At 71.8% G+C, this 23,897-nt stretch carries 23 protein-coding genes; 5 read left to right on the forward strand and 18 right to left on the reverse strand.

Annotation, left to right across the window (positions count from 1 at the left end; genetic code table 11):
* Positions 1 to 202 precede the first annotated feature (202 nt).
* The 6 genes from K1Y72_RS26800 to rlmN all read right to left on the reverse strand — a co-directional run bounded on the left by K1Y72_RS26800 (position 203) and on the right by rlmN (position 8,747).
* Positions 203 to 3,625 carry a class III lanthionine synthetase LanKC N-terminal domain-containing protein gene (locus K1Y72_RS26800; protein ID WP_220169251.1) on the reverse strand — a complete coding sequence of 1,141 codons (3,423 nt, stop codon included), beginning with the start codon at positions 3,623 to 3,625 and terminating at the stop codon, positions 203 to 205.
* A 362-nt stretch (positions 3,626 to 3,987) separates the two neighbouring features.
* On the reverse strand, positions 3,988 to 4,197 hold the full coding sequence (locus K1Y72_RS26805) for a cinnamycin family lantibiotic (RefSeq protein ID WP_220169252.1): 210 nt from the start codon (positions 4,195 to 4,197) through the stop codon (positions 3,988 to 3,990).
* 33 nt (positions 4,198 to 4,230) lie between these two features.
* The gene (locus K1Y72_RS26810; protein ID WP_308287250.1) at positions 4,231 to 6,039 is read right to left on the reverse strand and encodes an AfsR/SARP family transcriptional regulator; all 1,809 of its coding nucleotides are present in this window, start codon (positions 6,037 to 6,039) and stop codon (positions 4,231 to 4,233) included.
* 117 nt (positions 6,040 to 6,156) lie between these two features.
* Positions 6,157 to 6,996, reverse strand: coding sequence for a DUF1963 domain-containing protein (locus tag K1Y72_RS26815; protein ID WP_220169254.1), 840 nt, complete (start codon positions 6,994 to 6,996; stop codon positions 6,157 to 6,159).
* Between the two features lie 61 nt (positions 6,997 to 7,057).
* Positions 7,058 to 7,570, reverse strand: a complete 513-nt coding sequence (locus K1Y72_RS26820; protein WP_220169255.1) for a DivIVA domain-containing protein — start codon at positions 7,568 to 7,570, stop codon at positions 7,058 to 7,060.
* Between the two features lie 7 nt (positions 7,571 to 7,577).
* A complete protein-coding gene (rlmN, locus tag K1Y72_RS26825; protein ID WP_258573864.1) occupies positions 7,578 to 8,747 on the reverse strand; it encodes a dual-specificity RNA methyltransferase RlmN in 1,170 nt (389 codons plus the stop codon).
* Between the two features lie 145 nt (positions 8,748 to 8,892).
* Between rlmN and K1Y72_RS26830 the strand changes: the two genes are divergently transcribed.
* Positions 8,893 to 9,990: a suppressor of fused domain protein gene (locus K1Y72_RS26830; RefSeq protein ID WP_220169256.1), complete on the forward strand. Its 1,098-nt coding sequence runs from the start codon at positions 8,893 to 8,895 to the stop codon at positions 9,988 to 9,990.
* 64 nt (positions 9,991 to 10,054) lie between these two features.
* Here K1Y72_RS26830 and K1Y72_RS26835 read toward each other — a convergent pair whose 3' ends face one another.
* The 5 genes from K1Y72_RS26835 to rpsB form a co-directional block, all read right to left on the reverse strand.
* Positions 10,055 to 10,948: a phosphatidate cytidylyltransferase gene (locus K1Y72_RS26835; protein WP_220169257.1), complete on the reverse strand. Its 894-nt coding sequence runs from the start codon at positions 10,946 to 10,948 to the stop codon at positions 10,055 to 10,057.
* Positions 10,948 to 11,505 carry a ribosome recycling factor gene (gene frr / locus K1Y72_RS26840; protein WP_220169258.1) on the reverse strand — a complete coding sequence of 186 codons (558 nt, stop codon included), beginning with the start codon at positions 11,503 to 11,505 and terminating at the stop codon, positions 10,948 to 10,950. Before frr ends, K1Y72_RS26835 begins: the two co-directional genes overlap by 1 nt.
* 57 nt (positions 11,506 to 11,562) lie before the next feature.
* Positions 11,563 to 12,342, reverse strand: a complete 780-nt coding sequence (gene pyrH / locus K1Y72_RS26845; protein ID WP_220169259.1) for a UMP kinase — start codon at positions 12,340 to 12,342, stop codon at positions 11,563 to 11,565.
* A gap of 57 nt (positions 12,343 to 12,399) precedes the next feature.
* Positions 12,400 to 13,236, reverse strand: a complete 837-nt coding sequence (tsf, locus tag K1Y72_RS26850) for a translation elongation factor Ts (protein WP_220169260.1) — start codon at positions 13,234 to 13,236, stop codon at positions 12,400 to 12,402.
* A gap of 85 nt (positions 13,237 to 13,321) precedes the next feature.
* Positions 13,322 to 14,284, reverse strand: coding sequence for a 30S ribosomal protein S2 (rpsB, locus tag K1Y72_RS26855; protein ID WP_220169261.1), 963 nt, complete (start codon positions 14,282 to 14,284; stop codon positions 13,322 to 13,324).
* A gap of 461 nt (positions 14,285 to 14,745) precedes the next feature.
* Between rpsB and K1Y72_RS26860 the strand changes: the two genes are divergently transcribed.
* Positions 14,746 to 15,486 (forward strand): M23 family metallopeptidase, encoded by a 741-nt coding sequence (locus K1Y72_RS26860; protein WP_220169262.1) that lies wholly within the window; start codon positions 14,746 to 14,748, stop codon positions 15,484 to 15,486.
* Between the two features lie 39 nt (positions 15,487 to 15,525).
* On the opposite strand, the gene K1Y72_RS26865 is transcribed toward K1Y72_RS26860, so the two are convergent.
* The gene (locus K1Y72_RS26865) at positions 15,526 to 16,449 is read right to left on the reverse strand and encodes a tyrosine recombinase XerC (protein WP_220169341.1); all 924 of its coding nucleotides are present in this window, start codon (positions 16,447 to 16,449) and stop codon (positions 15,526 to 15,528) included.
* Between the two features lie 143 nt (positions 16,450 to 16,592).
* Between K1Y72_RS26865 and K1Y72_RS26870 the strand changes: the two genes are divergently transcribed.
* The 3 genes from K1Y72_RS26870 (at position 16,593) to dprA (ending at position 19,730) form a co-directional block, all read left to right on the forward strand.
* The gene (locus K1Y72_RS26870; RefSeq protein WP_220169263.1) at positions 16,593 to 16,952 is read left to right on the forward strand and encodes a YraN family protein; all 360 of its coding nucleotides are present in this window, start codon (positions 16,593 to 16,595) and stop codon (positions 16,950 to 16,952) included.
* Positions 16,953 to 18,509: a YifB family Mg chelatase-like AAA ATPase gene (locus K1Y72_RS26875; protein ID WP_220169264.1), complete on the forward strand. Its 1,557-nt coding sequence runs from the start codon at positions 16,953 to 16,955 to the stop codon at positions 18,507 to 18,509.
* An 81-nt stretch (positions 18,510 to 18,590) separates the two neighbouring features.
* On the forward strand, positions 18,591 to 19,730 hold the full coding sequence (gene dprA / locus K1Y72_RS26880) for a DNA-processing protein DprA (RefSeq protein WP_220169265.1): 1,140 nt from the start codon (positions 18,591 to 18,593) through the stop codon (positions 19,728 to 19,730).
* Positions 19,731 to 19,998: 268 nt separating this feature from the next.
* On the opposite strand, the gene K1Y72_RS26885 is transcribed toward dprA, so the two are convergent.
* The 6 genes from K1Y72_RS26885 to rimM all read right to left on the reverse strand — a co-directional run bounded on the left by K1Y72_RS26885 (position 19,999) and on the right by rimM (position 23,884).
* Positions 19,999 to 20,313 carry a DUF2469 domain-containing protein gene (locus tag K1Y72_RS26885; protein WP_220169266.1) on the reverse strand — a complete coding sequence of 105 codons (315 nt, stop codon included), beginning with the start codon at positions 20,311 to 20,313 and terminating at the stop codon, positions 19,999 to 20,001.
* Positions 20,310 to 21,017 (reverse strand): ribonuclease HII, encoded by a 708-nt coding sequence (locus K1Y72_RS26890; RefSeq protein WP_220169267.1) that lies wholly within the window; start codon positions 21,015 to 21,017, stop codon positions 20,310 to 20,312. The genes K1Y72_RS26885 and K1Y72_RS26890 overlap by 4 nt, the downstream gene beginning before the upstream one ends.
* A gap of 60 nt (positions 21,018 to 21,077) precedes the next feature.
* The gene (gene lepB / locus K1Y72_RS26895; RefSeq protein ID WP_220169268.1) at positions 21,078 to 21,983 is read right to left on the reverse strand and encodes a signal peptidase I; all 906 of its coding nucleotides are present in this window, start codon (positions 21,981 to 21,983) and stop codon (positions 21,078 to 21,080) included.
* Positions 21,984 to 22,124: 141 nt separating this feature from the next.
* Positions 22,125 to 22,478 carry a 50S ribosomal protein L19 gene (rplS, locus tag K1Y72_RS26900; RefSeq protein WP_220169269.1) on the reverse strand — a complete coding sequence of 118 codons (354 nt, stop codon included), beginning with the start codon at positions 22,476 to 22,478 and terminating at the stop codon, positions 22,125 to 22,127.
* 117 nt (positions 22,479 to 22,595) lie between these two features.
* Entirely contained in the window at positions 22,596 to 23,372 is a 777-nt protein-coding gene (gene trmD / locus K1Y72_RS26905; protein ID WP_220169270.1) for a tRNA (guanosine(37)-N1)-methyltransferase TrmD, read from the reverse strand.
* The gene (rimM, locus tag K1Y72_RS26910) at positions 23,369 to 23,884 is read right to left on the reverse strand and encodes a ribosome maturation factor RimM (RefSeq protein ID WP_220169271.1); all 516 of its coding nucleotides are present in this window, start codon (positions 23,882 to 23,884) and stop codon (positions 23,369 to 23,371) included. The genes trmD and rimM overlap by 4 nt, the downstream gene beginning before the upstream one ends.
* Positions 23,885 to 23,897 lie beyond the last annotated feature (13 nt).

Genomic DNA, 23,897 nt, shown 5'->3' on the forward strand with positions numbered 1-23,897 from the left:
GAGCCCCGCCCCGCCGAGCCCCGCCCCGCCGAGCCCCGCCCCGCCGAGCCCCGCCGAGCCTGTCCCGCCTTCCCTTCGCTCAGCCACGCAGACGGAGAAAATGAAGGCTCAGTCATTGGCCAGCGCGCATCACGAGCCGTTCAAGGCACTCATCTCCTTCAGTTCCGCCCCTCCATTCCGCCAGGTCCACCCCTCTATGCGCTCACCTCTTCGCCTCCTCCTCTGCGGAAGGCGGTGGGCGCCAGTCGATGGTCCACGGTCTGTGACCGCCCTCGTCCCGGAGGCGGCGGAGAAAAGTGAGCGTGCCCGCGCTGCCGACACCCCATTGGCCGGCTGCAGCGGCCAGCGAATGGTCAGGGAACACGGGTCGCTCGACCGTGCCCCCGCACCTGGCGAGCATCAGCGCCAAGACCTGGTGGGCGCCGTCGAGGTATTCCTGTGAACGCGTCGCCAGTCCAAGGTCGATCATCAGTTCGCCTACGCCGGCCATTCCGCAGCACTGGCTGAGCACGGCCATGGTGGGCGCCACCCGCAGGGCGGCACGTCCCGCCGCGCAAGCCGCCTCCAGGTAGCGGTCGTCATCCAGCCATCGCCAGGCCGCCAGCATGGCCGCCCCGATCCCTGCCAGCCCCTGACACCAGGACCCGGCCATCGGCTTCGCCGCCGCCCCCTCCGACGCAGCGATCAGCCCTGGCACTTCGGCCAGCAGCACCGCTACCCGCCGTTCAGCCTCCGACGGTTCGGCGATCCCCATCCGGGCGCACGTCACCGTGAAGACAGCGATACCTGCCTGCCCGTGCGCCATCCCCAGGTCGGCGCGCACCCCGGATCCCGGCAGCGGGGCAGGCAATTCGTCCGCTGTTCGCAGCTCGTGCCCCACGGACAGAACCTCCGCGCACTCCTCAGCGCGCACCAGCTCCTCAGTGCACGCCCGGCGGCCCTGCCGTTCCCGCAAGACGGCGAGCATCAAGTTCCCCATGCCCGTCCCCGCCACGCCCTGCGCGAGATCGTCCCGCTCCCCAGGACATGCACGCGGCAACTGCGGCACTGTCCCCCACTGCCCGCCGAGTACCTGAGGGGTGCCCTCCGCGCGTGCTCCTCGACCGCTCCCCTCTCGTCTCCCGCTCCCGGTCTCGCTTCCGCTTTCCCCCTGTTCTGCTGCACTTGCCCCTACAGCTGGAACCGTCCCGGCCCCCGGCCCTACCTGCTCGTTCCCTGACCGCCTGTCCCGCGCCCACCGGTGCTCTGACCGCCCGTCCTGCGCCCGGCCTCTTCCCTGATCGAGCACATGATCGGCAGCCGCCAGGAACACGAGCGCGCCGGCGCCCCCGAAGAGCAGGCCGTGTCCCAGGTCCCCGCGCCGGGTCTCACGAGCCGTGCGCTCGGCCAGTTCCGTCGCGAGCTTCCGGGCATCAGGCACGGCCGCATGGTGAAGCAGTTCGAGCCCGATGCCGGCGGTTCCGATGTGCGCGTTGATCGGCACGGGTCTCTCGCCGATCCCGTCAAGTGTCTCGCGCGCCTGCGCAATGACCTGGTCGAGCACGTGCTCGACCATGCCGTGCAGGTCCGGCACCTTTGGCAGCGAAGGCAGCCCTCCGCTGTCTCCTGCCACCTGCCCCAACGCCTTTGACCTTGATGCCTTCGAAGGCGAACGCCACACGCCGACGTTTCCGGCCCGCGCTTTCCTCTCCCCCTTTCGTGCGTCGTCCTCTCCTTCCCAGGTCCGGCCCGCGGCCCTGTCCCTGGTTCCCGTGCCTGTCCCCGGTCTCGTTCCGGCTCCGGTTTCGTGTCCGATTTCGCGTCCCGGAACAGCTCTGTTTCCAGGGTTGCAACTGGATCCGGCCAGAGAAACGATCCCCTTCGCGCCGGGGGGCCGCCGGAGGCTTTCCATCGCTGCCGCTCGGTCGGCGACGTCTTCGCTCAGAAGCTTCGGAATGATGTCCGCGGCGCGGTCGTCGAGGGCGGGCGTCGCACCCAGGGTCATCAGCGTCGCGCGGGCGTTCCGCTCCTGCTCGTCGTGCATGCGTATCGGTTCGATGCCCGTCACCGCGTAGAAGAGGGTCGCGCCGAGCGCATAGTGGTCGTCCGCCGGCGTCGCCGGCGCGTCCCGGCGCTGTTCGGGCGGCGAGTAACCGGGCGTCCATCCGAACGGCTGGCTGCCGGCGTGGCTGCTGATGTCGAAATCGATCAGCAGGCAGCGCCCTGCGGTGTCGATCGCAACGTTCTTCGGAGCCAGGTCTCGATGCACGACGCCCCGCCCGTGCAGGACGTCCAGCAAGGCCGCGAGCCGCCGCGCCAGAGCGCCGAAGTCGCGCGGCTCTCCGATGCCATAGCGCCCGTGGTCGACCACGTCCTGCCGAAGGTCACGACCGCCCGCACTGGTGACCACGAGGTACTCGTCCTCACCGTGGCGGAAGTGGTCCACGGCCTGCGGGAAGCCCGGCGCGCCGTTCATGACATGAAGGATCCGCAGTTCGTTGCGCAGATGAGCGCGGACGTCCCTCCCTTCCTCGTCCTCGCCGATGTACGCCCGTGCCTGCTTGATCACGACTTCGCGCCCGGTGCGCAGATCGGTGGCCCGATAGACGCTGCCCCGAGCGGACCGGGAGATCCCTTCATCGACCCTGTACCGGCCGCCGAGCAGCGGCCCTGGTCGAGAGCCCGCCACGGTCCCTGTCGCTCTTCCCCTTTCGGTTCGCAACACCGCCTTGGCGTCGGCCCCAACCGGCGCCTGGGACATGGCGCCCATTGCCGCATCCCGTGTCCGGGCGGATGCGCCATGGGTGGTTGTGTCGGGCGTGCGCCTTGCCGAAACGCCGGAATCCGATGCGCCGGAGAGGAGCAGCTTCGAGCCTGCCGACTCGGGACACCGATATCCGGAAGGCAGCGATCCAGAATCCGCCGATCCTGAACCCGGCTCTCCGGGGAATGGCCGCCCTGATCTTGCGGGCTCGGAATCAGAGCGCTGACCGCCCGCTTGCTGTTCGGCCGCGCCGGAGGTCGCCGGCGGAGGGGTGTTGGCCGCTGGGGTCGAGTGGCATGCGATGAGGTCGCCCGAGGAACGGGCGGTGAAGGGATCGGTGGCCCAGGCGGGGCATTGGAAGACGAAGCCCGCCGTCCCCGGGAAGACCTCTCCCTCCGGCCCGATGACCACCAGCTCGTAGTCTCCGTTGTCGGTCCTTCGATACTGCGGGCGGAACGGCCCGTAGCGGTAGTAGACGGGGGCGTCGGAAACGACCCTGCGGTCACTGATGATGACCGGGGCCGCCAAGCCCCTGAGGGCATCGGCCAGGGTGGCCCCGATCGCGGCGACGACGCTCTGGTCGGGATAGACGGTGATGGCCTTGCCGATCGATCCGCTGGAGTTGTTGGGCGAGTTGAGCTCGCGCAGGTGTTCCACGCTGCGCACGACCTTGAAGTTGGGCGCGTGCTCCAGCAGAACGGGGAGGGCCCGGTCGAGTGTCCGGCCGAGCGTGGCCGGACGGGCCGCGATGTGCAGTTTCCAGCCCTGGTCGGCCATCGGGACCCGGCGGTCGTGCACATCGATCCACAGATCACCGTGGTGGAGCCGCAGGTCGCGTGATGCGAGTTCGGCGAGCCGCTCGCCGACGTCTACCGAGGTCATCCTCGCCTCCCTCTGATGGATGGATGTCGCGGATGGTCAGGTCTTGCGGACTTCAGGGGCCTGACAGGCCCCAGCGGACTTGCACGACACCGACCAGGCCTCGCGGGTGTCTCGCTGTGGGGGTCCTCCTTCCTGCGGAACTCCGGTTCTTCTGCGGAGCTCCGTCACCGACGAAGGTCAGGCGGGATGGCCGGGTGGTGGCCGGAGCGCCGCCTGTGAAGGCACCGGTCCAGGAAGGCACCGAGCGCACTGCCGCGAAGGGCATCGGGCGGCTGTCCGGCTGGATTCTCCTTTCGGCCGTTCCGGTTTCGGCCTGCCGGCGCCGGTGACGGAGCGTGATGGGAGCTAGGCGTTCGGCGGGGCTAGCCGTCGCACCGCAGAGTGGCGCCCGTGACGCAGGTCTGGCTGAAGGTGCCGCCATCGCAGCGGATGGTGAAGCCCGAGACGCAGGTGCTGACGCATGCCTGCTCGCCGTGCCGGCCCGGAGCCGTGGACGCGTCGAACAGCACGCCGTCGGCCTCGGTCATGTCGACCGTGCCCGCGTCGCGGGGTTCGAGGAGAAGGGAGCTCATGGATCCTCCTGATGGGGGGCTCTTGGAGTTCCATTAGAGCGGCCGTGTCTGCAGTATTCCTGCAGCGTGTCCGGGAGGCGGGAGAGCGAAGCGGTTCATGGCGTGTTCGACCGGATCGCCCTCCAGGTCCGCACGCTCACGGGCATAGATACGCAGGAGGTCGTGGCAGTGGTAGCCGGGGCGGCCCCGGCCGTCCACCGTGGCCTCGACGAGGTGCGCCTCTGCGAGACGCTCGGCGAGTTCTTCCGCGACGTCCTCGGCGACGCCGAGACGCGCGGCGAGCGAGCTCGGACAGAAGGGGCCCGCCAAGCCGCCGAGAGCGCGGAAGGCCCGGCGCTCGGCTCTGTTCAAGCGGCGGTAGCCGGTCTCAAGGCTGGAGCGGACCGCGAGATCACCGGCCGTCAGTTCGTCGAGGCGCCGCTCCTCGCAGCTCAGACGCCGCACCATCGCCGGCAAAGGCCAGCTGGGATGCATGCCGAGCCGTGCGCCGATCACGCGCAATGCCAAGGGCAGGCCGCCGCACAGCTCGACGATCCGCGCCGCTGCGGCGGGGTCGGCGGTGACACGGTCGCGTCCGGCCGTCTCGGCCAGGAGTTCCGTGCCGCTCTGGAGAGGCAGCGGACCGGGAGCGAAGCGGATGGTCCCCTCCAGACCGGCGAGGGCGTACCTGCTGGTGATCAGGACGGTGCTGCCCGCCGTTCCGGGCAGCAGGGAGCGCACCTGCCATTCGCCTGCGGCGTCGTCCAGGACCAGCAACAGGCGCCGTCCGGTCAGGACACTGCGGAAGAGCGCCGCTCGCGCCTCCAGCGACTCGGGAACGGCCGCGTCGGAGACGCCGAGAGCCCTCAGCAGCCGGCGCAGCGTGCGCGATGGATCGGGGGGCCGCTGCGCGTCTGACCCGCGCAGGTCCACGAAAAGCTGTCCATCAGGGAAGGAGTTCCGCACGCTCTGGCCGGCGGCCACGGCCAGGGTCGTCTTGCCGCATCCGGGCATGCCCGAGACGACGCAGAGCCGCACGGACTCGATGCCGTCCAGCAGAGCGCTGCGCAGCGTTGCCAGCTCCCTCGCCCGTCCCACGAAGTCGCCGGGCACCGGGGGGAGCTCGGCGGGCACGGTCGTCAGGCGGACGGGGGCGGCCGGTTCACCGGCGAGGATCTCCGCGTGCAGGCGCTGAAGGTCCCCGCCCGGATCGATCCCGAGTTCCTCGGCGAGGACACGCCGTCCCTCCTGGTACACCTCCAGCGCGTCGGCCTGTCGGCCCGCGTCCGACAAGGCCGTCATGAGGTGGCCGCGCAGCCTCTCGTTGAGCGGGTGCGCGGCCACCAGGCCGGCGAGCTCGGGGATCAGGTCGTCGCCGCGCCCGGTCTGCAGTTCGATGGCGATGCGTTCCTCTTGCACGCTCAGGCGCAGTTCGTTCAGCCGGTCGGCTTCGGCGAGCAGGAACGATTCCCCCACACCGCCGAAGGCCGGTCCGCGCCAGAGACGTTCCGCCTCGCGGAAGACGCTCGCCGCCTCGGACAGATCTCCGTGCCCGACGGCGGCGCGTCCCCGCTCGACCAGCGTGGTGAAGCAGTGCACGTCGACCTGCGCCGTGTCCACGACCATCAGGTAGCCGGGCGAGCGGGTCACGAGGCGCTTCGCGCCGAGGACGCGCCGCAGCGCGCACACGTAGCTGTGCACCAGGGCCGCCGCCGTGGTCGGCGGATGCTCGCCCCACAGCCCGTCGATGAGGCGGTCGATGCTGACCACGGTGCCCGGATCCAGCAGGCAGGCGGCGAGCAACGCCCGATGCTTGGCGGCCGTCAGCGGGAGCGCGCGCGTCCCGTCGGTCGCCTCCACCACTCCGAGCAAGCGGAACTCCACGATTCCCCCGGATCTCGTGCGCGATACGCGACCCATCCATTTGACGTCACCTCAGTGACGCGGGCGCGTGAGATAAATCCGTCCCCACCAGGAGATTCATCTGGCCTGGACGGTCAGCCACGCCTGATCGAGAGGGTCTCCTGCCCGGAGCGAGAAGTAGACGCGGCCGGGATCGCCCCAGAACCAGCCGAGGCGCGGGTCGGAGTCGAGCTGCAGCAGCAGGTCCCATGCTTCGCCGGCGAGCGCCGCCTGTTCGTCGGCGGACAGGGGCTTGTCGTCCAGGTCACGGCCTGCGGCGACGGCCGCGCAATCGGCGGAAACGGGCCGCTCGACGACGGCGGGCCAGCCGCCGAGCTGGTGCATGGGGGCGCGATCCGGCCAGACGTGCTGCTGCCATGCGGCGTGCAGCTGCTCGTACACGTTGAGGAAGCCGCAGTAGGCGGCCTCCAGCGCTCTGATCGCCGGTTCTTCGGGAGCGGGCAGGGAGAGATGGGGGACCGCGCTCAGCGAGGCGTCGCAGAAGGCGACGGTTCCGGCAGGGGCCTCGGTCTCCTGCAGATCTCCGGTGAACACGCGCCACGCGTCCTGCTGGGAGAGGTCGCCGCCCCAGGGACGCGGGGCGCCGGTGGCGTAGTAGAACGCGGCCGTGCCTTTCGAGGGCAGCCCCGGAACCGTGACGGTCCCCTGCAGCGCCGAGAAATCGACGGTGCCGAGGTAATCGAGGGGTCTGCCTTCCCAGTCCGGCCAGGACGCGTCGGCCGGTAGCCGTGGCCGTCCTCCGAGACGGACCGCCTCCGGCCCGCCTCGGCCGGGACCGTCCGCGTCGAGCCGCAGAGCCGGCCGGATCAGGGGGGACAGGGCGGCGGAGACCTCCGGTGCGAGGAAGACGCCGAACAGGGAACGCAGACGCTGACGCTGCGACTCGAAGTGATCCATGTCACAAAGGGTTCCCTGCCGCGCAGGCCCGCGCCAGTCCCCTCCGCATCTGTGGATAACTTCAGCGGCGCTCCAGGGCCGCGACGAGCTGCGCCAGGAAGCGGTCGACCTCCTGCACGTCATAGCCCGGACCGAAACGCACCACCTCGAAGGCCGACTCGCGGATGTCACGCGGCGTCACCGGTGGCCGGGTGCCGCGCAGCCCGTCGATCACGCGGTCCAGGAAGGCGTCCACGTCCTGCACGCCGTAGCCCTCGCGGAGCCGCGAGCTGGAGAACCGGGCGTTCTGGATCCAGCTGATCAGCCAGCCGGTGTGCACCCGCGGCCGCCCCGGACGCTTGGCGATCGGGGCACGGGCCTGCAGTTCGCGGATGCTCTCGAGGAGCAGCGCATCCACCGCCTTGTGCTCGTAGCCGCGGAGCACGGTGTTGAAGCGGCTGGCCCGGACCTCGTCGGCGTCGAGCGGCGGGCCGCCGTTCAGGGCCTCGGAGATGCGCTCCAGCAGCGCGTCCACCTGGGCGCGGTCGTAGCCGCGCATTGCCACCGGAAGGCGTGTCGCCGTCTTCGCGGGCATGCCGCTCCTAGTCCTTTGTGGCGGCGGCCAGCTGGCCGCAGGCGCCGTCGATCTCCCTCCCCCGGGTGTCGCGGACGGTGACGGGCACACCGTGCGCCTCCAGGCGGCGGACGAACTCGCGCTCGTCCTGCGGCCGCGAGGCCGTCCACTTCGACCCCGGAGTCGGGTTCAACGGGATCAGATTGACGTGTACGAGATGTCCGCGCAAGAGCCGCCCGAGAAGATCGGCGCGCCAGGACTGGTCGTTCACGTCCTTGATCAGCGCGTACTCGATCGAGACGCGCCGCCCGCTCCGCTCGGCGTAGGCCCAGGCGGCGTCCAGCACCTCGGCGACCTTCCACCGGTTGTTGATCGGCACGAGCTCGTCGCGCAGCTCGTCGTCGGGGGCGTGCAGCGACAGCGCGAGCCGGACCGACATGTCCTCGGCGGCGAGCTTCTCGATCGCCGGGACGAGGCCCACGGTCGACACGGTGACCGACCGCTGGGAGATGCCGAGGCCCGCCGGGGCCGGGTCGGTGATCCGGCGGACGGCGCCGATCACCGCCTTGTAGTTGGCGAGCGGCTCGCCCATCCCCATGAACACGATGTTGGAGACGCGGCCGGGACCGCCGGGGACGCGGCCCCTGGCGAGGGTGCGGGCGCCCGCGGCGACCTGCTCGACGATCTCGGCGGTGGACAGGTTGCGGGTCAGCCCCGCCTGGCCCGTCGCGCAGAACGGGCAGTTCATGCCGCACCCGGCCTGCGAGGACACGCACATGGTGGCGCGGTCGGGGTAGCGCATCAGCACCGACTCGAACAGCACCCCGTCGAAGGCCTTCCACACCGTCTTCAGCGTGGTGCCGCCGTCGCAGTCCAGCTCGCGCACGGGCGTGAGCAGGGACGGCAGCAGCTCGGCCGCCAGCCGGTCGCGGACCTTGGCCGGCAGGTCGGTCATCTGCGCGGGGTCGTCGGCCAGCCGCGAGAAGTAGTGCCGGGACAGCTGGTCGGCGCGGAAGGGCTTCTCGCCCAGCTCGGCGACGGCCTCGCGGCGCTCGGCGGTCGTGAGGTCGGCCAGGTGCCGCGGCGGCTTGGCGCGGCGCGGGGCCGCGAAGACCAGCTTGGCCGGGGTCTTCCCGGCCGCGGCCTCGGCGGGCGGGACGGCGGCGGACGGCGCGGTGGGCTCGGTGGTGGCAGACATGGTCCTTCCAGTGTCGCAAACCCCGGCGGGTGCCCGGGACGTCCCGCGTGACCACCCACATCCCTGCGCATGACCTTGTCCGGGAGTTAGGGTCTCGATCATGTCGGTACTGCGCAAGGGGTCCGCGCCGGCCCGGGGAGCGGCGATGACGGTGGTGCGAACCGAACTGAACCCCTACGGGAGCCGCCGGCTCGTGGTGGAGAGCGACGGAGCGGTGACCGCCGCCTACCTTCGCGACGCGCGGGACGCCGTCGTCGGCGCCGTATGGGTGGCCAACCACCGCGCCGCCCCCGACGGACCGGATCAGGAGCGGATGCGGGCGGGGCTCGCCCCGCTGATGCCGGCCTCGCACCTGCGCGACCCCGCCGGACGCGCTCTGCTGGATCCCGCGGCGCTGGAGGTGGTGTGGTTCGAGGAGGGCGACGGGGTCGCCGTCCTGGAGTCAGGCCAGATCCTGTTCGTACTGCCCGGCTGGTCCGACATAGCGCGCGGGCTACCCGGTTACAGCCGCGACGCCACCGCGCAGAGCCCGTTCGCCTTCCCCCTCGAAGACGAGATCGACGATTTCGGGCCGCGGGTCGACCGCGCGCGCGAGCACTGGAAGGCCGTCGAGGCGGAAGGGACCTGGGCGGAGTACCAGCAGTCCGTACTGGGGCATCTGCTGCAGCGGCTCGGACCCGGCGGGCACTACTGGCACGACGTCGGGAGTCAGCTCACCGGCGGACGCGGCCCCGCGCCCACGGTGGGCGTGTCCGAGCGTCCCGCACGCGGCGATCGCGCGTTCACGGTGCTCGCGACGGTCGGCATGAGCCGTCAGCGGATGCCCACCGTGGAGCTGTACGAGGACGACGTCGCGCCCCACGCGCGGATCGAACTGGCGGTCGCCACCTCGCTGCCGAGCCAGCGCGCCGGAAGCATCTTCCCCTGGCTGTCGCAGTATCCGTGGCGGTCGGTCACCTGGTTCGCTCCCGGCGACGTCGTGAAGTGGTACCACGAGCCGCGCACGTTCCCGCTCGGCAACGGCGGCCACGCCTGGGAGGGCATCCTGCTGCTGGAGGATCCGGGCCGCCTGCCGGGACCGGTGCCGCCGCCGCTGGACGGCCTGTCCGTGGGCGGGGATCCGGTGCGCTGGCTGTGGCTCGTCCCGATCACGGGCGAGGAGCACCGGTACGCCAAGAACGAGGGATCGGACGCCCTCGTCCGTCGCCTCGCGCAGCAGGGCCGGTCCTGGGTGGTGTCCTGACGGCCGGCACGGCGCGGCCCCGGGAGCAGGGCTTCCGGGGCCGGTGCGCGTCCAGTGGCCCGGGTCAGGCCGGCACGAACAGTTCCAGCAGCAGCCACACGACGGGGGCCGTGGCGACCAGGGAGTCCAGGCGGTCCATGACGCCGCCGTGCTCGGGCAGCAGGGTGCCCATGTCCTTGATGCCGAGGTCGCGCTTGATGACCGACTCGATGAGGTCGCCGACGGTCGCGGTGACCACGGCCGCCAGCCCGATGATCACGCCCTGCCAGGCGTGGCCGCCGTCCAGCAGCGTGGCGACCAGCGCAGCACCGACGATCATGCAGGTGATCGCCGAGCCGGTGACGCCCTCCCAGGTCTTCTTCGGGCTGATCGTGGGCGCCATCAGGTGCCGGCCGAGGAACGACCCGGCGAAGTAGCCGCCGATGTCGCTGGCCACCGTCACCGCGATGAAGATGACGGTGCGGTGGTCGCCGTCGTCGGGCCGCATGTTCAGCGCCACGACGCCGCCCATGAGGACGAGGTACCCGGCGGTGAACACGCCGGCGGTGGCGTCGCGGACGTAGCCGTCGGCGCCCTCCGCCATCCGCAGGCCCATGATCGCCAGGACGGTGAGGGAGACGGCGGCGACCAGGCCGGTGGCCCCCCACACGTAGGCGCAGACGGGCGCGGCGACCATCCCGGCGGCGAGCGGGATGAACGGCACGGCGATGCCGCGCACCTTGAACGCCTCGGTCAGCTCGCGCATGCCGAGGAACAGGAAGATCACCATCACACCGAGGAAGATCTCTTTCACGGTGTAGAGGGAGACCAGCACGAGGGCGCCGAGGGTGGCGCCCACGCCGATGGCGATGGGCAGGTTGCGCCCCGCCCGCTTCTTGGCGGCCGGCGCCTGCGGACCCGGCGAGGCGGCCTGCTCGTCCGGGGAGCCCGAGGGCTCCCCGGCTTCGTCGCGTTCCATCAGACTTCGAGCAGCTCGGCCTTCTTGTGCTCCAGGAGCTCGTCGATCTGCGCCACGTACTTGTGCGTGGCGTCGTCGAGCTCCTTCTCCGCGCGCCGGACCTCGTCCTCGCCCGCGTCGCCGTCCTTGGCGAGCTTGTCGAGGGCGTCCTTGGCGCGGCGGCGGACGTTGCGCACCGACACCTTGGCGTCCTCGGCCTTGCCGCCGGCGACCTTGATGAACTCCTTGCGGCGCTCCTCCGACAGGTCGGGGAACACCACCCGGATGACGTTGCCGTCGTTGGACGGGTTGACGCCGAGGTCGCTGTCGCGGATCGCCTTCTCGACCGCGCCCATCGACGACTTGTCGAAGACCTGGACGATGACCATCCGGGGCTCGGGCAGCGTGAAGGACGCCAGCTGGTTGATCGGCGTCGGGGTGCCGTAGTACTCCGCCACGATCTTGTTGAACATGGCGGGGGTGACGCGGCCGGTGCGGATGGCCTGGAAGTCCTCCTTGGCGACCGCGACCGCCTTCTCCATCTTCTCCTCGGCCTCGAGGAGGGTCTCGTCGATCACTTCGACTCCCGGTTCACCTAGGTCGGCCGTTCTGTCCAGGCCGCTGCGTCGTTCGGTCTAGCCTTCGGCCGGGCTGACCATCGTGCCGATCTTCTCACCGCGGACGGCCCGGACGATGTTGCCCTGCCCCATGAGGTCGAAGACCACGATGGGCAGTTCGTTGTCCATGCAGAGGCTGATGGCCGTGGCGTCCATGACCTTCAGGCCCCGCTGTAGGACTTCACCGTAATCCAAACGGTCGAACTTGACCGCGTCCGGATTCTTGCGGGGGTCGGCGTCGTACACGCCGTCCACCTGGGTGGCCTTCAGCACCGCCTCGGCGCCGATCTCCAGCGCGCGCTGGGCGGCGGTGGTGTCGGTGGAGAAGAACGGCTGGCCGAGGCCCGCCCCGAAGATGACCACGCGGCCCTTCTCCAGGTGGCGGATCGCCCGGCGGGGGATGTAGGGCTCGGCGACCTGGCTCATGGTGATCGCCGTCTGCACGCGGGTGTCCAGGCCGAGCTTCTCCAGGAAGTCCTGCAGCGCCAGGCAGTTGATCACCGTGCCGATCATGCCCATGTAGTCGCCGCGGCCGCGGTCCATGCCGCGCTCGGCGAGCTGCGCGCCGCGGAACATGTTCCCGCCGCCGCACACCACCGCGACCTGCACGCCGTCCTTGACGGCCTCGTTGATCGCTTCGGCGACGTGCTGCACGACCTCGGGGTCGATGCCGAGCGGATCCCCGCCGGCGAACGCCTCGCCCGAGAGCTTCAGCAGCACGCGCCGCCAGCCGGCCCGCGGGGCGTGGCCGGCGGGCGACGAGGCCGCCGCCGTGTCAGTGTTCGTGGGCTCCGGCACGTCGGCGGCCTCCTCGTAATCCGTGAAATCCTGCGGGTGCTCTGTCTCCAGAGTCCCTTACGCCTGGCCGACCTTGAAGCGGGCGAAGCGCACGACCTTGACGCCGGCCTCGTCGAGGAGCTTGGCGATGGTCTTCTTGTTGTCCTTGACGAACGCCTGCTCCAGCAGCACGAAGTCGCGGAAGTAGGCGTTGACCCGACCCTCGACGATCTTGGGGATGGCCTGCTCGGGCTTGCCCTCGTCGCGGGTGAGCTGCTCGGCGAGAGCGCGCTCCTTCTCGATCGCCTCGGCGGGGATGTCCTCGCGGGTGAGGTACTTGGGGGACATGGCCGCGATCTGCTGCGCGATGTCCTTGGCGATCTCGGGGTTCTCCTTGTCCAGCTCGACGAGCACGCCGGTGGTCGGCGGCAGCGACGGGTCGGACTTGTGCAGGTAGCTGGCCACGTAGGCGCCCTGGTAGTGGGCGAAGCGGCCGAGCTCCAGCTTCTCGCCGATCTTGGCGCCGGCCTCCTGGATCAGGGCCTCGACGGTCTTGCCGGGCTCGATCTCGGCGGCGTTGACGCCCGCGCCGTCCGCGGCGCCGCTCTTGCTCGCGAACTCGGTGATCCGGTCGGCGAGCGCGATGAACTCGGCGTTCTTGGCGACGAAGTCGGTCTCGCACTTCAGCTCGAGGAGCGCGCCGTCGGCGGTGCCCTCGAAGTACTGGGCGATGAGGCCGTTGGCGGCGGTGCGCTCGGCGCGCTTGCCGACGTCCTTGGCGCCCTTGAGGCGGAGGATCTCTACGGCCTTCTCGAATTCGCCCTCGGCCTCGGTCAGGGCGTTCTTGCAGGCCATCATGCCGGAGCCGGTCAGCTCGCGGAGCCGCTTGACGTCGGCGGCGGTGAAGTCAGCCATCGCTCTTTCGTCTCTGTCGTGGTGGGAAAGTCTGGCGTGCACGCGCGACGGATCCCCGGGGCCGCGCCCCGGGGATCCGGTCGGGTCAGGCCTGCTCGGCCTCGGCGGGCGCGGTCTCCTCGGCCGGCGCGGCCTCGGCCTGCGCGGCGTCGGCGTCCGGGGCGGCGGTCGCCTCGGACTCGGCGGCGCGGTCGTTCTCGACGCCGGACTGGACCTCGGCGCTGCCGCCGTCCTCGGCGCGGGCGTCGGCGGCGACCTCCTCGGCGGGCTTGTTCTCCAGCAGGTCGCGCTCCCACTCGGCGAGCGGCTCGGTGCCGGCCTCGGCGGGCTTCTCCTCGCCGCCGGTGGCGGCGCCGGCGCGGGCCATCAGGCCGTCGGCGACGGCGTCGGCGACCACGCGGGTCAGCAGGCTGACGCTGCGGATGGCGTCGTCGTTGCCCGGGATCGGGTAGTCGACCTCGTCGGGGTCGCAGTTGGTGTCGAGGATCGCGACGACCGGGATGCCGAGCTTCTTGGCCTCGTTGACCGCGATGTGCTCCTTCTTGGTGTCCACGATCCAGACGGCGCTCGGCACCTTGGCCATGTCGCGGATACCGCCGAGGGTGCGCTCGAGCTTGTCCTTCTCGCGGCGCAGGCCGAGGAGCTCCTTCTTGGTCATGCCGGAGCCGGCCACGTCGTCGTAGTTGATCTCCTCCAGCTCCTTGAGCCGGGTGAGGCGCTTGTGCACGGTGGAGAAGTTGGTGAGCATGCCGCCCAGCCAGCGCTGGTTGACGTAGGGCATGCCGACGCGGCCGGCCTGCTCGGCGATGGCCTCCTGCGCCTGCTTCTTCGTGCCGACCAGCAGGATCGTGCCGCCGTGGGCGACCGTGGCCTTGACGAACTCATAGGCGCGGTCGATGTAGGACAGCGACTGCTGGAGGTCGATGATGTAGATGCCGTTGCGCTCGGTGAGGATGAAGCGCTTCATCTTCGGGTTCCACCGGCGGGTCTGGTGACCGAAGTGGACGCCGCTCTGAAGGAGCTGGCGCATGGTGACGACGGGAGCCATAGCCCGTGTTCTCCTGTCCGGCCCGTTATGGGCCACGTTTGGTTGTCTGCCCGCGCCCGGACCCGTGCCCCGCCGCCGCGTACGGCGGACCGAGGGGCTGTGGCCCCACCTCGTCCTGGAGACAGGTGGCTGGCGAGCGCGTGAATTCGGTCGCCCGGGTGGACCCCCGGCGCGACCGTCTCCCAATTCTATGGGATGACTGGCGTACACGTGGAATCAACGGTGCGGGCGGCGCCGCCCGGGAAGTTATCCACAGTCTCCGGAAAGCCTGGTCCCGGCTTTCCGGCGCAGGCAGGCTACCGGACATGAGCCTGTTCATCATGCTCCTGACCTGCCTGACGACCGTTCCGGCGGGAGGCGCCCCCGACGCTGCCCACAGTCTCGCGTCCAGAACCGCGGCCGCCGCGGCGCCCGGCGTGGCGGCCGGACCTGTCCAGTGGCGGTGGCCCCTGGGACCGCCGGTGCCGGACGTCGTGCGCGTCTTCGCCCCGCCCATCGCCCCGTGGGCGCCCGGGCACCGGGGCGTCGACCTCGCCGGGCGGGCCGGGCAGCCGGTGTACGCGGCCGGGTCCGGTCAGGTCTCGTACGCGGGCCGGCTGGCCGGCCGCGGCGTGGTCGCCATCACGCACGGGCGGTTGCGGACGACGTACCTGCCGGTCCGCCCGGCGGTCGGAGTGGGACGGGAGGTCGCGGCCGGTACGCGGATCGGCGTCCTGGAAGGGGCCGCCCCGCCGCATTGCGGGGCGCCGTGCCTGCATTGGGGGTTGCGGAAGGGCGCTTCCTACCTGGATCCGCTGACGCTGGTCCGGCCGGAGGTCCGGCTGCTGCCCTGGTGGGCCGGGGATCCGGCGGGCGCCCGGTCGCAGGAGGGAGGGGTGAGCGGGTCGACGCCTCGCCTCGTGGCTCCGGGCGCCGACGCGTCGTCCGCCGTCGATCAAGTGACCGATCCGGCGGCCGCGCAGGTCGCCGAGCGGACGGTGCGGAAGGGAGACCCCGCGCGTGAAGGCGACGAGCCGCCGCGGATGGGCCTGCGGGACGCCACCGCCGCGAGCGGCGGCGCCCTGCTGGGGATGGCGGTCGCGTTCGTGGCCGCCTTCCTGTGGCGGCGTCCGGGAGTCCGCGGCCGGAAGGCATGGCATCCGCCGGTCCCGCCGGGCGTGATCGACCTGGCCCGGGAGCGCAGCGCACGCCGCGCCCGCTGAGCCGCGCCCGCCGGGAAGGGCGTGACGCGGTTCGGCGGCTTACTCGGCCGCCGAGCCTCGGGGGTGGGCCTGCCGGTGGACGCGCTTCAGGCGTTCCGCGGAGACCTGCGTGTAGAGCTGCGTCGTCTGCAGGGAGGCGTGCCCGAGGATCTCCTGGACGCTGCGCAGGTCCGCGCCGCCTTCGAGCAGGTGCGTCGCGGCGCTGTGGCGCAGACCGTGCGGCGCCATGTCGGGCATCTCGCCGACCTCCGCGATGCGCTCGTGCACGATCCGGCGGGCCGTGGTGGGGTGCAGGCGTCCGCCGCGCACGCCGAGGAAGACGGCGGGCCCGCTCTTCTCGGTGGCGAAGGCGGGGCGCCCGGCGCGCAACCAGTCCTGGACGGCGCGGACGGCGGGCTCGCCGATCGGCACCGTCCGCTCCTTGCCTCCCTTGCCGAGAACGCGGACGGTGCGGCGGGCGCCGTCCAGATCGTCGACGTCCAGGCCGCACAGCTCGCTCACCCGGATGCCGGTGCCGTACAGCACCTCCAGGACGGCGAGATCGCGCAGCCCTTCGGGGCCGGTGGCGTCCACGGTGTCCAGGAGCCGGCCGGCCTGGTCCTGGGTGATCACGACGGGCAGGTCGCGGGCGCGCCGGGGGGTGCCGAGGAGGGCGCCGGGGTCGCTGGACAGCAGCCCGCGCCGGTGCAGATGGCTCGTGAACGCCCGCACGGCCGCGGTGCGGCGGGCCAGCGTCGCCCGGGAGAGGCCGAGGGCGTGCTGGCGGGACAGCCAGGCCCGCAGCACGGTGACGTCGAGTTCGGCGGGGCCTTCGAGGCCGATGCGGTCGGCGTAGGCGTCCAGGTCGCGCAGGTCGCCGAGGTAGGCGCGCAGGGTGTGCCCGGACAGGGCGCGCTCGGCGCCGAGATGCCGTGCGAACTCCCTGATCGTCTCGCCCAGCGGCGACGCGCCCTCGATGGTCACGCCGCCACGCTGGAGCAGCGTCGGGTCGAAAGCAAGCCTCACACGAGCCTTCGGCGATCTTCACCCGGAGTTATCCACAGAACGTGGTTCTACTTCTACCGGGAGTGAGGGAACGGGATCGTCGAAGTCTGGAGGTGAGGTCGATGACCCACGACAGCAAGCGCGATCTCGGGGTCCGGGGCGAGGACGCGGCCGCCGGCCATCTGGCGCGGCTCGGCTGGCGCCTGGTGGCCCGCAACTGGCGCTGCCGGGAGGGCGAGCTCGACATCGTCGCCCACGACGGGCGGCAGTACGTGGTCTGCGAGGTGAAGACGCGCACGTCGAACCGGTTCGGCGACCCGCTGGAGGCCGTCGGCGGCGCCAAGGCCGCCCGGCTGCGGCGGCTGGCCATGGCGTGGGCGGTGTCGCACGGGGTGCCTCCCGACGGTGTCCGCGTGGATGTGCTCGGCCTGACCGTCGAGGGCGACGGCTTCGCCCTCGACCATCTGCAGGGGGTGTGCTGAATGACGCTCGCCAAGACCCGCTCGGTGGCGCTGGTCGGGGTCGACGGGTTCGTGGTGGACGTGGAGGCCGCCATCACCAGCGGCGTTCCCGGGCTCCACCTGGTCGGCCTGCCCGACACCGCGCTCAACGAGGCCCGCGACCGGGTGCGGGCCGCCGTCTTCAACTCCGGCGAGGACTGGCCCAACCGGCACGTCACCGTGTCCCTCTTCCCCGCCAGCCTGCCCAAGAAGGGATCGATCTTCGACATCAGCATCGCCGTCGCCCTGCTCGCGGCCGCCGAGGTCGTGCCGCCGCGGTCGTGCGCCGGCATGGTCATGATCGGCGAACTGGGCCTGGACGGGCGGGCGCGTCCCATCACGGGCGTGCTGCCCGCCGTGCTCGCCGCCGCCAACGCCGGCTGCACGACCGTCGTGGTCCCGCGGGGCAACGCCGCCGAGGCGCGCCTCGTCCCGGGCACCGAGGTGGTGGCGACGGGGTCGTTGCGCGAGCTGCTGGCGATCCTGCGCGACGAGCCGCTGCCCGAGGAGGAGGAAGCGGACCCGTCGCCGCTCCCCCCGCCGGCCGACCGGCTGGGGCTGCGCGGCCGCGACCGGCACGCGGGACTGGACCTCGCCGACGTGCGGGGGCAGGCCGAGGCGCGCCGGGCCCTGGAGGTCAGCGCGGCCGGCGGCCACCACCTGTTCTTCTCCGGCCCGCCGGGGTGCGGCAAGACGATGCTCGCCGAGCGCCTGCCGACGCTGCTGCCGCCCCTGGAACCGGACGCCGCGCTGGAGGTCACCGCGATCCACTCGGTGGCGGGCACGCTCCCCCCGGACCAGCCGCTGATCACCCGGTCTCCCTTCTTCGCCCCGCACCACACCGCGACCAGGGCCGCCATGGTGGGCGGAGGATCCGGGCGCGTCCTGCAGCCGGGCGCGGTCTCCCTCGCGCACCGCGGAACGCTCTTCCTCGACGAGGCCCCCGAATTCATGAGCGGCACCCTCGACGCTCTCCGCCAGCCCTTGGAGGAGGGCGAGGTCCGGATCTCCCGCGCCGAGGGCACCGCCTGCTTTCCCGCCCGCTTCACGCTGGTCCTGGCGGCGAACCCGTGCCCGTGCGCGGCGGCCAAACAGGTCGACTGCTCCTGCGCGCCGCCGATCCGGCGACGCTACCTGTCGCGCATCTCGGGTCCGCTCCTCGACCGCGTCGATCTGAAACTGGAGCTCACTCCGGCCAGCCGCGCGGAGCTGCGCTACGACCTGGAGTTCGCCGAGTCCAGCGAGGTCGTCGCCGAGCGCGTGCTCCAAGCCCGCGAACGCACGCTGAAACGCCTGGACGCCACGCCGTGGCGCATGAACTCCGAGATCCCCGGTCCGGAGCTGCGCCGCTGCTTCGTCCCGTCGGGCGAGGCGATGCGCGCGGCCGACGACGCCCTGCACTGCGGCACCCTCAGCGCACGCGGCCTGGACCGCGTCCTCCGCGTCGCCTGGACCATCGCCGACCTGGCCGGACACGACCAGCCCACCGCGGACGACGTCGGCGGCGCCTTGAACCTGTGGAGCACAAGACGCCCCTGAACCACCGGATGCAGGCCCCGGCGTCGTGCTCGACGCGCGGGAAGGACACCGGCCCCACGGCCGCACTACAGAGGAGGGAACATGGACGATCGTCAAGCGAGGGCGACACTGGCCGCCATCGCCGAGCCCGGCGAGGCACTGCTGAACCGCATCATGGAGCAGGGCGGTCCGCAAGGAGCGCTGGAAGCCGTGCGGCGCACGGAGTTACCTGCGGGATTCGAGGTCGACGGCCGCATGAAGGGCAAGGCCGTCAAGCGCCTCGCCCGGTGGCGCATAAGGCTGGAGCAGGACCCGTCCACCGCCTGGGACGGCTCGGACCTGCGGTTGGTCTGTCCCGGAGAGCCCGAGTGGCCGACGACGCTCGACGACCTCGCCGACGAGCGGCCCTACGCCCTGTGGCTCCGCGGACCTGAGAACCTGCGCTACAACTGCCTGCGCTCGGTGGCGCTCGTCGGGGCGCGCGCGGCCTCCCCCTACGGCCTGCGCGTCGCCTCGGACCTCGGCGCGGAGTTGGCCGATCGCGGATGGTGCGTCGTGTCGGGGGGCGCGCTCGGCATCGACGCCGCAGCGCACCGGGGGGCTCTCGCCGCCGGCGGCGTGACGGTCGCGGTCTTCGCCAACGGCGTCGACGTTCCCTATCCGATCGGCAACAACGCGCTGTTCACCGAAATGGCCCAGCACGGGCTGCTGGTGAGCGAGTCGCCCCCGGGCAGCACGCCGCGCCGCTCACGCTTCCTCGTCCGCAACCGGGTGATCGCCGCGCTCTCCCGGGGCACCGTGGTGGTGGAGGCCGCCTGGCGCAGCGGCGCCCTCAGCACCGCGGCCTGGGCGCGCAAGCTGGGCCGGGAGGTCATGGCGGTCCCCGGCCCGGTCGGCTCCTACAACTCGGCGGGCTGCCACCGGCTCCTGCGCGACCAGCCGCCCGCGCTGCTCGTCACCCGCGTCGAGGAGATCGTCGAGGCCGTCGGCCAGATCGGCACCGATCTGGCCCCCGACCCCGCCGGCCCGGTGCTTCCCCGGGACCGGCTCGAACCCGACGCCCGCACGCTGCTGGAGGCGATGCCGGCCCGCGGATCGGTCGGTCCCGCCCAGCTCGCCGCCGAAGCCGGGCTCGACATGGCCACCGTCAACGGCAAGCTCGGGCTCCTGGCCGCCGCCGGCTTCGTGGAGCGCTCCCCCACCGGCTGGCGCCTCACCCCCACCGCCAAGGCCCACCGATGAGGCCGGGGAGGACGGTCACCCCGGACGGACCGCGCCCGAGACGGACCGCGCGACCAGGACGGCCCGGGCATCCGGGACGGCCGGGCAGCCAGGACGGCCGGGCGGCCGGGACAGTCCGGGCGGCCGGGACGGTCCGGATCGCCGGGACGGTCCGGTCTTCCCGGACGGGGCCGCCTCCCCGGATGGGGCGGACAGGGCGGAGCGGACGGGCGAACTCGGTCGGGCGGCGTGAGCGGTGAAGCCGGCCGAAGCGATCCGAGGGAGGGTGCTACTGGTCGGAGGGGAGTTCGAAGTCGCTCTTGGCGAGTTCCTCGACGTTGACGTCCTTGAAGGTGACCACGCGGACGTTCTTGACGAAGCGGGCGGGACGGTACATGTCCCAGACCCAGGCGTCCTGCATGGTGACCTCGAAGAAGACCTCGCCGTTGTCGGTGCTGCGGACCTGGAGGTCGACCGAGTTGGTCAGGTAGAAGCGGCGCTCGGTCTCGACCACGTAGGCGAACAGGCCGACGACGTCGCGGTACTCGCGATAGAGCTGCAGCTCCATGTCGGTCTCGTACTTTTCGAGATCTTCGGCGCTCACGCGCGTGCCCCTTCCGTCCGGCCTTCGCCGGGGACCTCCCCCGAGGACGCCCTTCCATTGTCGCGCAAGGAACGGCCCACATTGACGTAGGAGAAGCGATGTTCCCGGCACGGTCCGTACGAGGTCAGAGCGGTGGAGTGCTCCCGGGTGATGTAGCCCTTGTGCACGTCGAAGCCGTAGTGGGGGTAGCGGTCGTGCAGGGCCGTCATCAGGCGGTCCCTGGTGACCTTGGCGACGACGGAGGCGGCGGCGATGCACGCGGCGACCCGGTCGCCCTTGATGACGGCGAGGCTCGGCACGTCCAGGCCGGGGACCTTGAAGCCGTCGCTGAGGACGTAGGCCGGTCGCACGCCCAGGGCCGCCAGGGCGCGGCGCATCCCGGCGATGTTGCAGCGGTGCACGCCGGTCACGTCGATGTCGTGACTCGGAATGATCACGGCGCTCCATGCGACGGCGCGGGCGATGATGGCGTCGTAGGCGGCCTCGCGGCGGGCCGGGGTGAGCAGCTTGGAGTCGGCGAGGCCGGGGATCGGCCGCGCCGGGTCCAGGATCGCGGCACCGACGACCAGGGGGCCCGCGCAGGCGCCGCGGCCCGCCTCGTCGACACCTGCGACGGGGCTGAACCCGCCGTGCGCCAGCGCGCGCTCGTAAGCGTACAGACCGGCGTCACGGCGGGGCGTGAAGCGGAGGGGACGGCCCTTCATGCCCCGCAGCGTACGCGGCGGGAAGGGACGGAACGTGCGTTTCCCCGGTCAGCTCCCCGGTCAGCGCGCGCGGAACCGGCGGTAGAGGCGGGTGAGCGGGAACGCGATGGCGAGGGCGGCGCCGAACGGGGCGGCGGGGACCAGCGCCGCGGCGCCCTTCAGCGCGGGCTGCTCGAACGTCTTCGGGATCGGCAGGACGCCCATGTGGTTCAGCGGCCAGACGATCACGAAGGCGCGGCCGATGACACGGTTCACCGGGATGGTGCCGCCGCCCGGGTCGCCGCGGTGGTTGCGCGAGTCCCACGACAGCGCGCGGTGGTCGCCCATCACCCACAGCTGGCCCGGCTTCACCGTCACCTCGAAGTTGCTCTCCGACGGCTTGTTCTGCTCATGGGTGGCCGGATCGGTGTACAGGTAGGAGCGCTCGTCGAGCGGGACGCCGTTGACGGTCACCCGGCCCTCGGCGTCGCAGCACTTGACGGTGTCGCCGGGGACGCCGATGACGCGCTTGATGTAGTCCTTCTCGTTCGGCGCGACCCCGAAGGCGCCGCCGATGGCGCGCAGCGCCTTCGAGAACGGGTTGGTCGGCTCGGGCACCTCGGTCTCGGGATCCCAGGAGTCCAGCCCGTTGAACACCACGATGTCGCCGCGCGCGATGTCGCGGGTACGGTAGACGATCTTGTTGACGAGGACCCGGTCGCCGACCTGGAGGGTGTTCTCCATCGAGCCGGACGGGATGTAGAACGCCTGCACCGCGAACGTCTTGATGACCATGGCGAGGACGAGCGCGACGACGATGAGGATCGGCAGTTCCTTCCAGAAGGAACCCTGCTTCTTCTTGCCGTCCTTCCCGCCGTCCGCGCCGGAGGACGCCTCCTCGCCGGCGGAGGCCACGGTCTGCTTCTCGTCGGGCACCGCGCCCTCGGCCTCGGAACGCACGTCTCTCCGATCGTCCTCGTCTGTCATCAGCCGAAGCCTATCGGCGTACGGACCGTCGCACGCTGTGACCGGCCGTGTCGCGTCCCGGGGAAAGCGACGGCGCCCCGCGGGCCGCGGGAAGCGCGGCCGGCGGGGCGCCGGAGCATCGTCGCGTCGGAACGCGCGGGCTCAGAAGTCGCGCTTCTCCTTGATGCGGGCCGCCTTGCCGCGCAGGTTGCGCAGGTAGTACAGCTTGGCGCGGCGGACGTCACCGCGGGTGACGACCTCGAGCTTCTCGATGTGCGGGGTGTTGAGCGGCCAGGTGCGCTCGACGCCGTAGCCGCCCTTGCTGACCTTGCGGACGGTGAAGGTCTCGCGGGCGCCGCCGCCCTGGCGGCGGATCACGACGCCCTCGAAGACCTGCACACGGGTGACCTTGCCCTCGGTGATGCGGGCGTGCACGCGCACGGTGTCGCCGGGGCGGAAGTCCGGGTGGTCGGCGCGCAGGGCCGCGTTCTCGATCTCCTGGATCAGGGTGTGCATGACTTCCTCATGGGTCGAACGCGGAACGTCGAGAGGCCCCGGAGGAACCGCGAGGGGGCGTCGCGCCGCGCGAGATGGATCTTGGGTTCGGCCGTGCGTCAGCGCACCGGCAACACTTCAGTGTGCCACATCTTCGCCATGCCCCGGAAATTCGGCCAGGACCTCGCGGTCGCGGGCGTCCAGGGCGGCCGGATCGAGCCGTTCCAGCAGCTCGGGGCGGTGCCGGGCGGTGCGGCGCAGCGCCTCGTCGCGCCGCCAGCGGGCGATCGCGCCGTGGTTGCCCGACAGCAGCACCTCGGGCACGGCGCGGTCCCGCCAGACCGGCGGCTTGGTGTAGACGGGGCCTTCCAGCAGCGACTCCATGGCGCCCGGCGCGAAGGAGTCGTCGGAGACCGAGGCGGCGTTGCCGAGGACGCCCGGCAGCAGCCGGCTGATCGCCTCGATCATGACGAGCACCGCGACCTCGCCGCCAGCGAGCACGAAGTCGCCGAGGCTGACCTCGTCCACCGGCATCCGGCCGCGCGCCTCGGCCATGACGCGCGAGTCGATGCCCTCGTAGCGGCCGCAGGCGAACAGCAGCCACGGCTCGGACGCCAGCTCGGCGGCGGTGGACTGGGTGAAGGGGCGGCCGCTCGGCGTCGGCACGACGAGGCGCGGCGCGGCGGGCGCGGGCGCGACCGCGTCGAGCGCCTCGCCCCACGGCCCGGGCTTCATGACCATGCCGGGGCCGCCGCCGTAGGGCGTGTCGTCCACGGTGTTGTGCCGGTCGTGCGTCCAGCCGCGCAGATCGTGGACGCGGGTGTCCAGGATGCCGGCGCGGCGCGCCTTGCCGAGCAGGGAGATCTCCAGCGGAGCGAAGTACTCCGGGAAGATCGAGATGATGTCGATTCTCATGACGGGTCGAGCAGTCCGGGGGGCGGATCGATGACGAGCCGTCCCCCGGCCAGGTCGACCTCGGGGACGATGGCGGCCACGAAGGGCACCAGGGCGTCCCCGCCCGAGGTCCGGCGGACGACCAGGAGGTCCTGGCCGTGGTGCAGGATCTCGGCGACGGTGCCGACGTCCTGGCCTCCGGCGGTGACGACGGCGAGCCCGACCAGGTCGGAGTCGTGGAAGTCGTCGGGGTCGTCGGAGGCCGGGATGTCGGCGGGGTCGACGACGAGCCAGGTGCCGCGCAGTTCTTCGGCGGCGCCGCGGTCGTCGACCCCGGTGAAGCGCAGGAGCAGTCGGCCCGAATGCCAGCGGGCCGCGGCCACGGTCAGCGGACCGGTGGCCGCCGGGTCGGTGGCGAGCTCGGAGCCCGGCGCGAACCGGTACTCGGGAACGTCGGTGCGGACATCGACGGTGAGCTCGCCGCGGATCCCGTGCGGCCGTCCGATCCGGCCGACCACGAGCTGCTCGTTCATCACCGGCCGTCCC

It is taken from the genome of Actinomadura parmotrematis (assembly GCF_019458805.1).
GTDB classification, from domain to species: Bacteria; Actinomycetota; Actinomycetes; order Streptosporangiales; family Streptosporangiaceae; genus Spirillospora; species Spirillospora parmotrematis.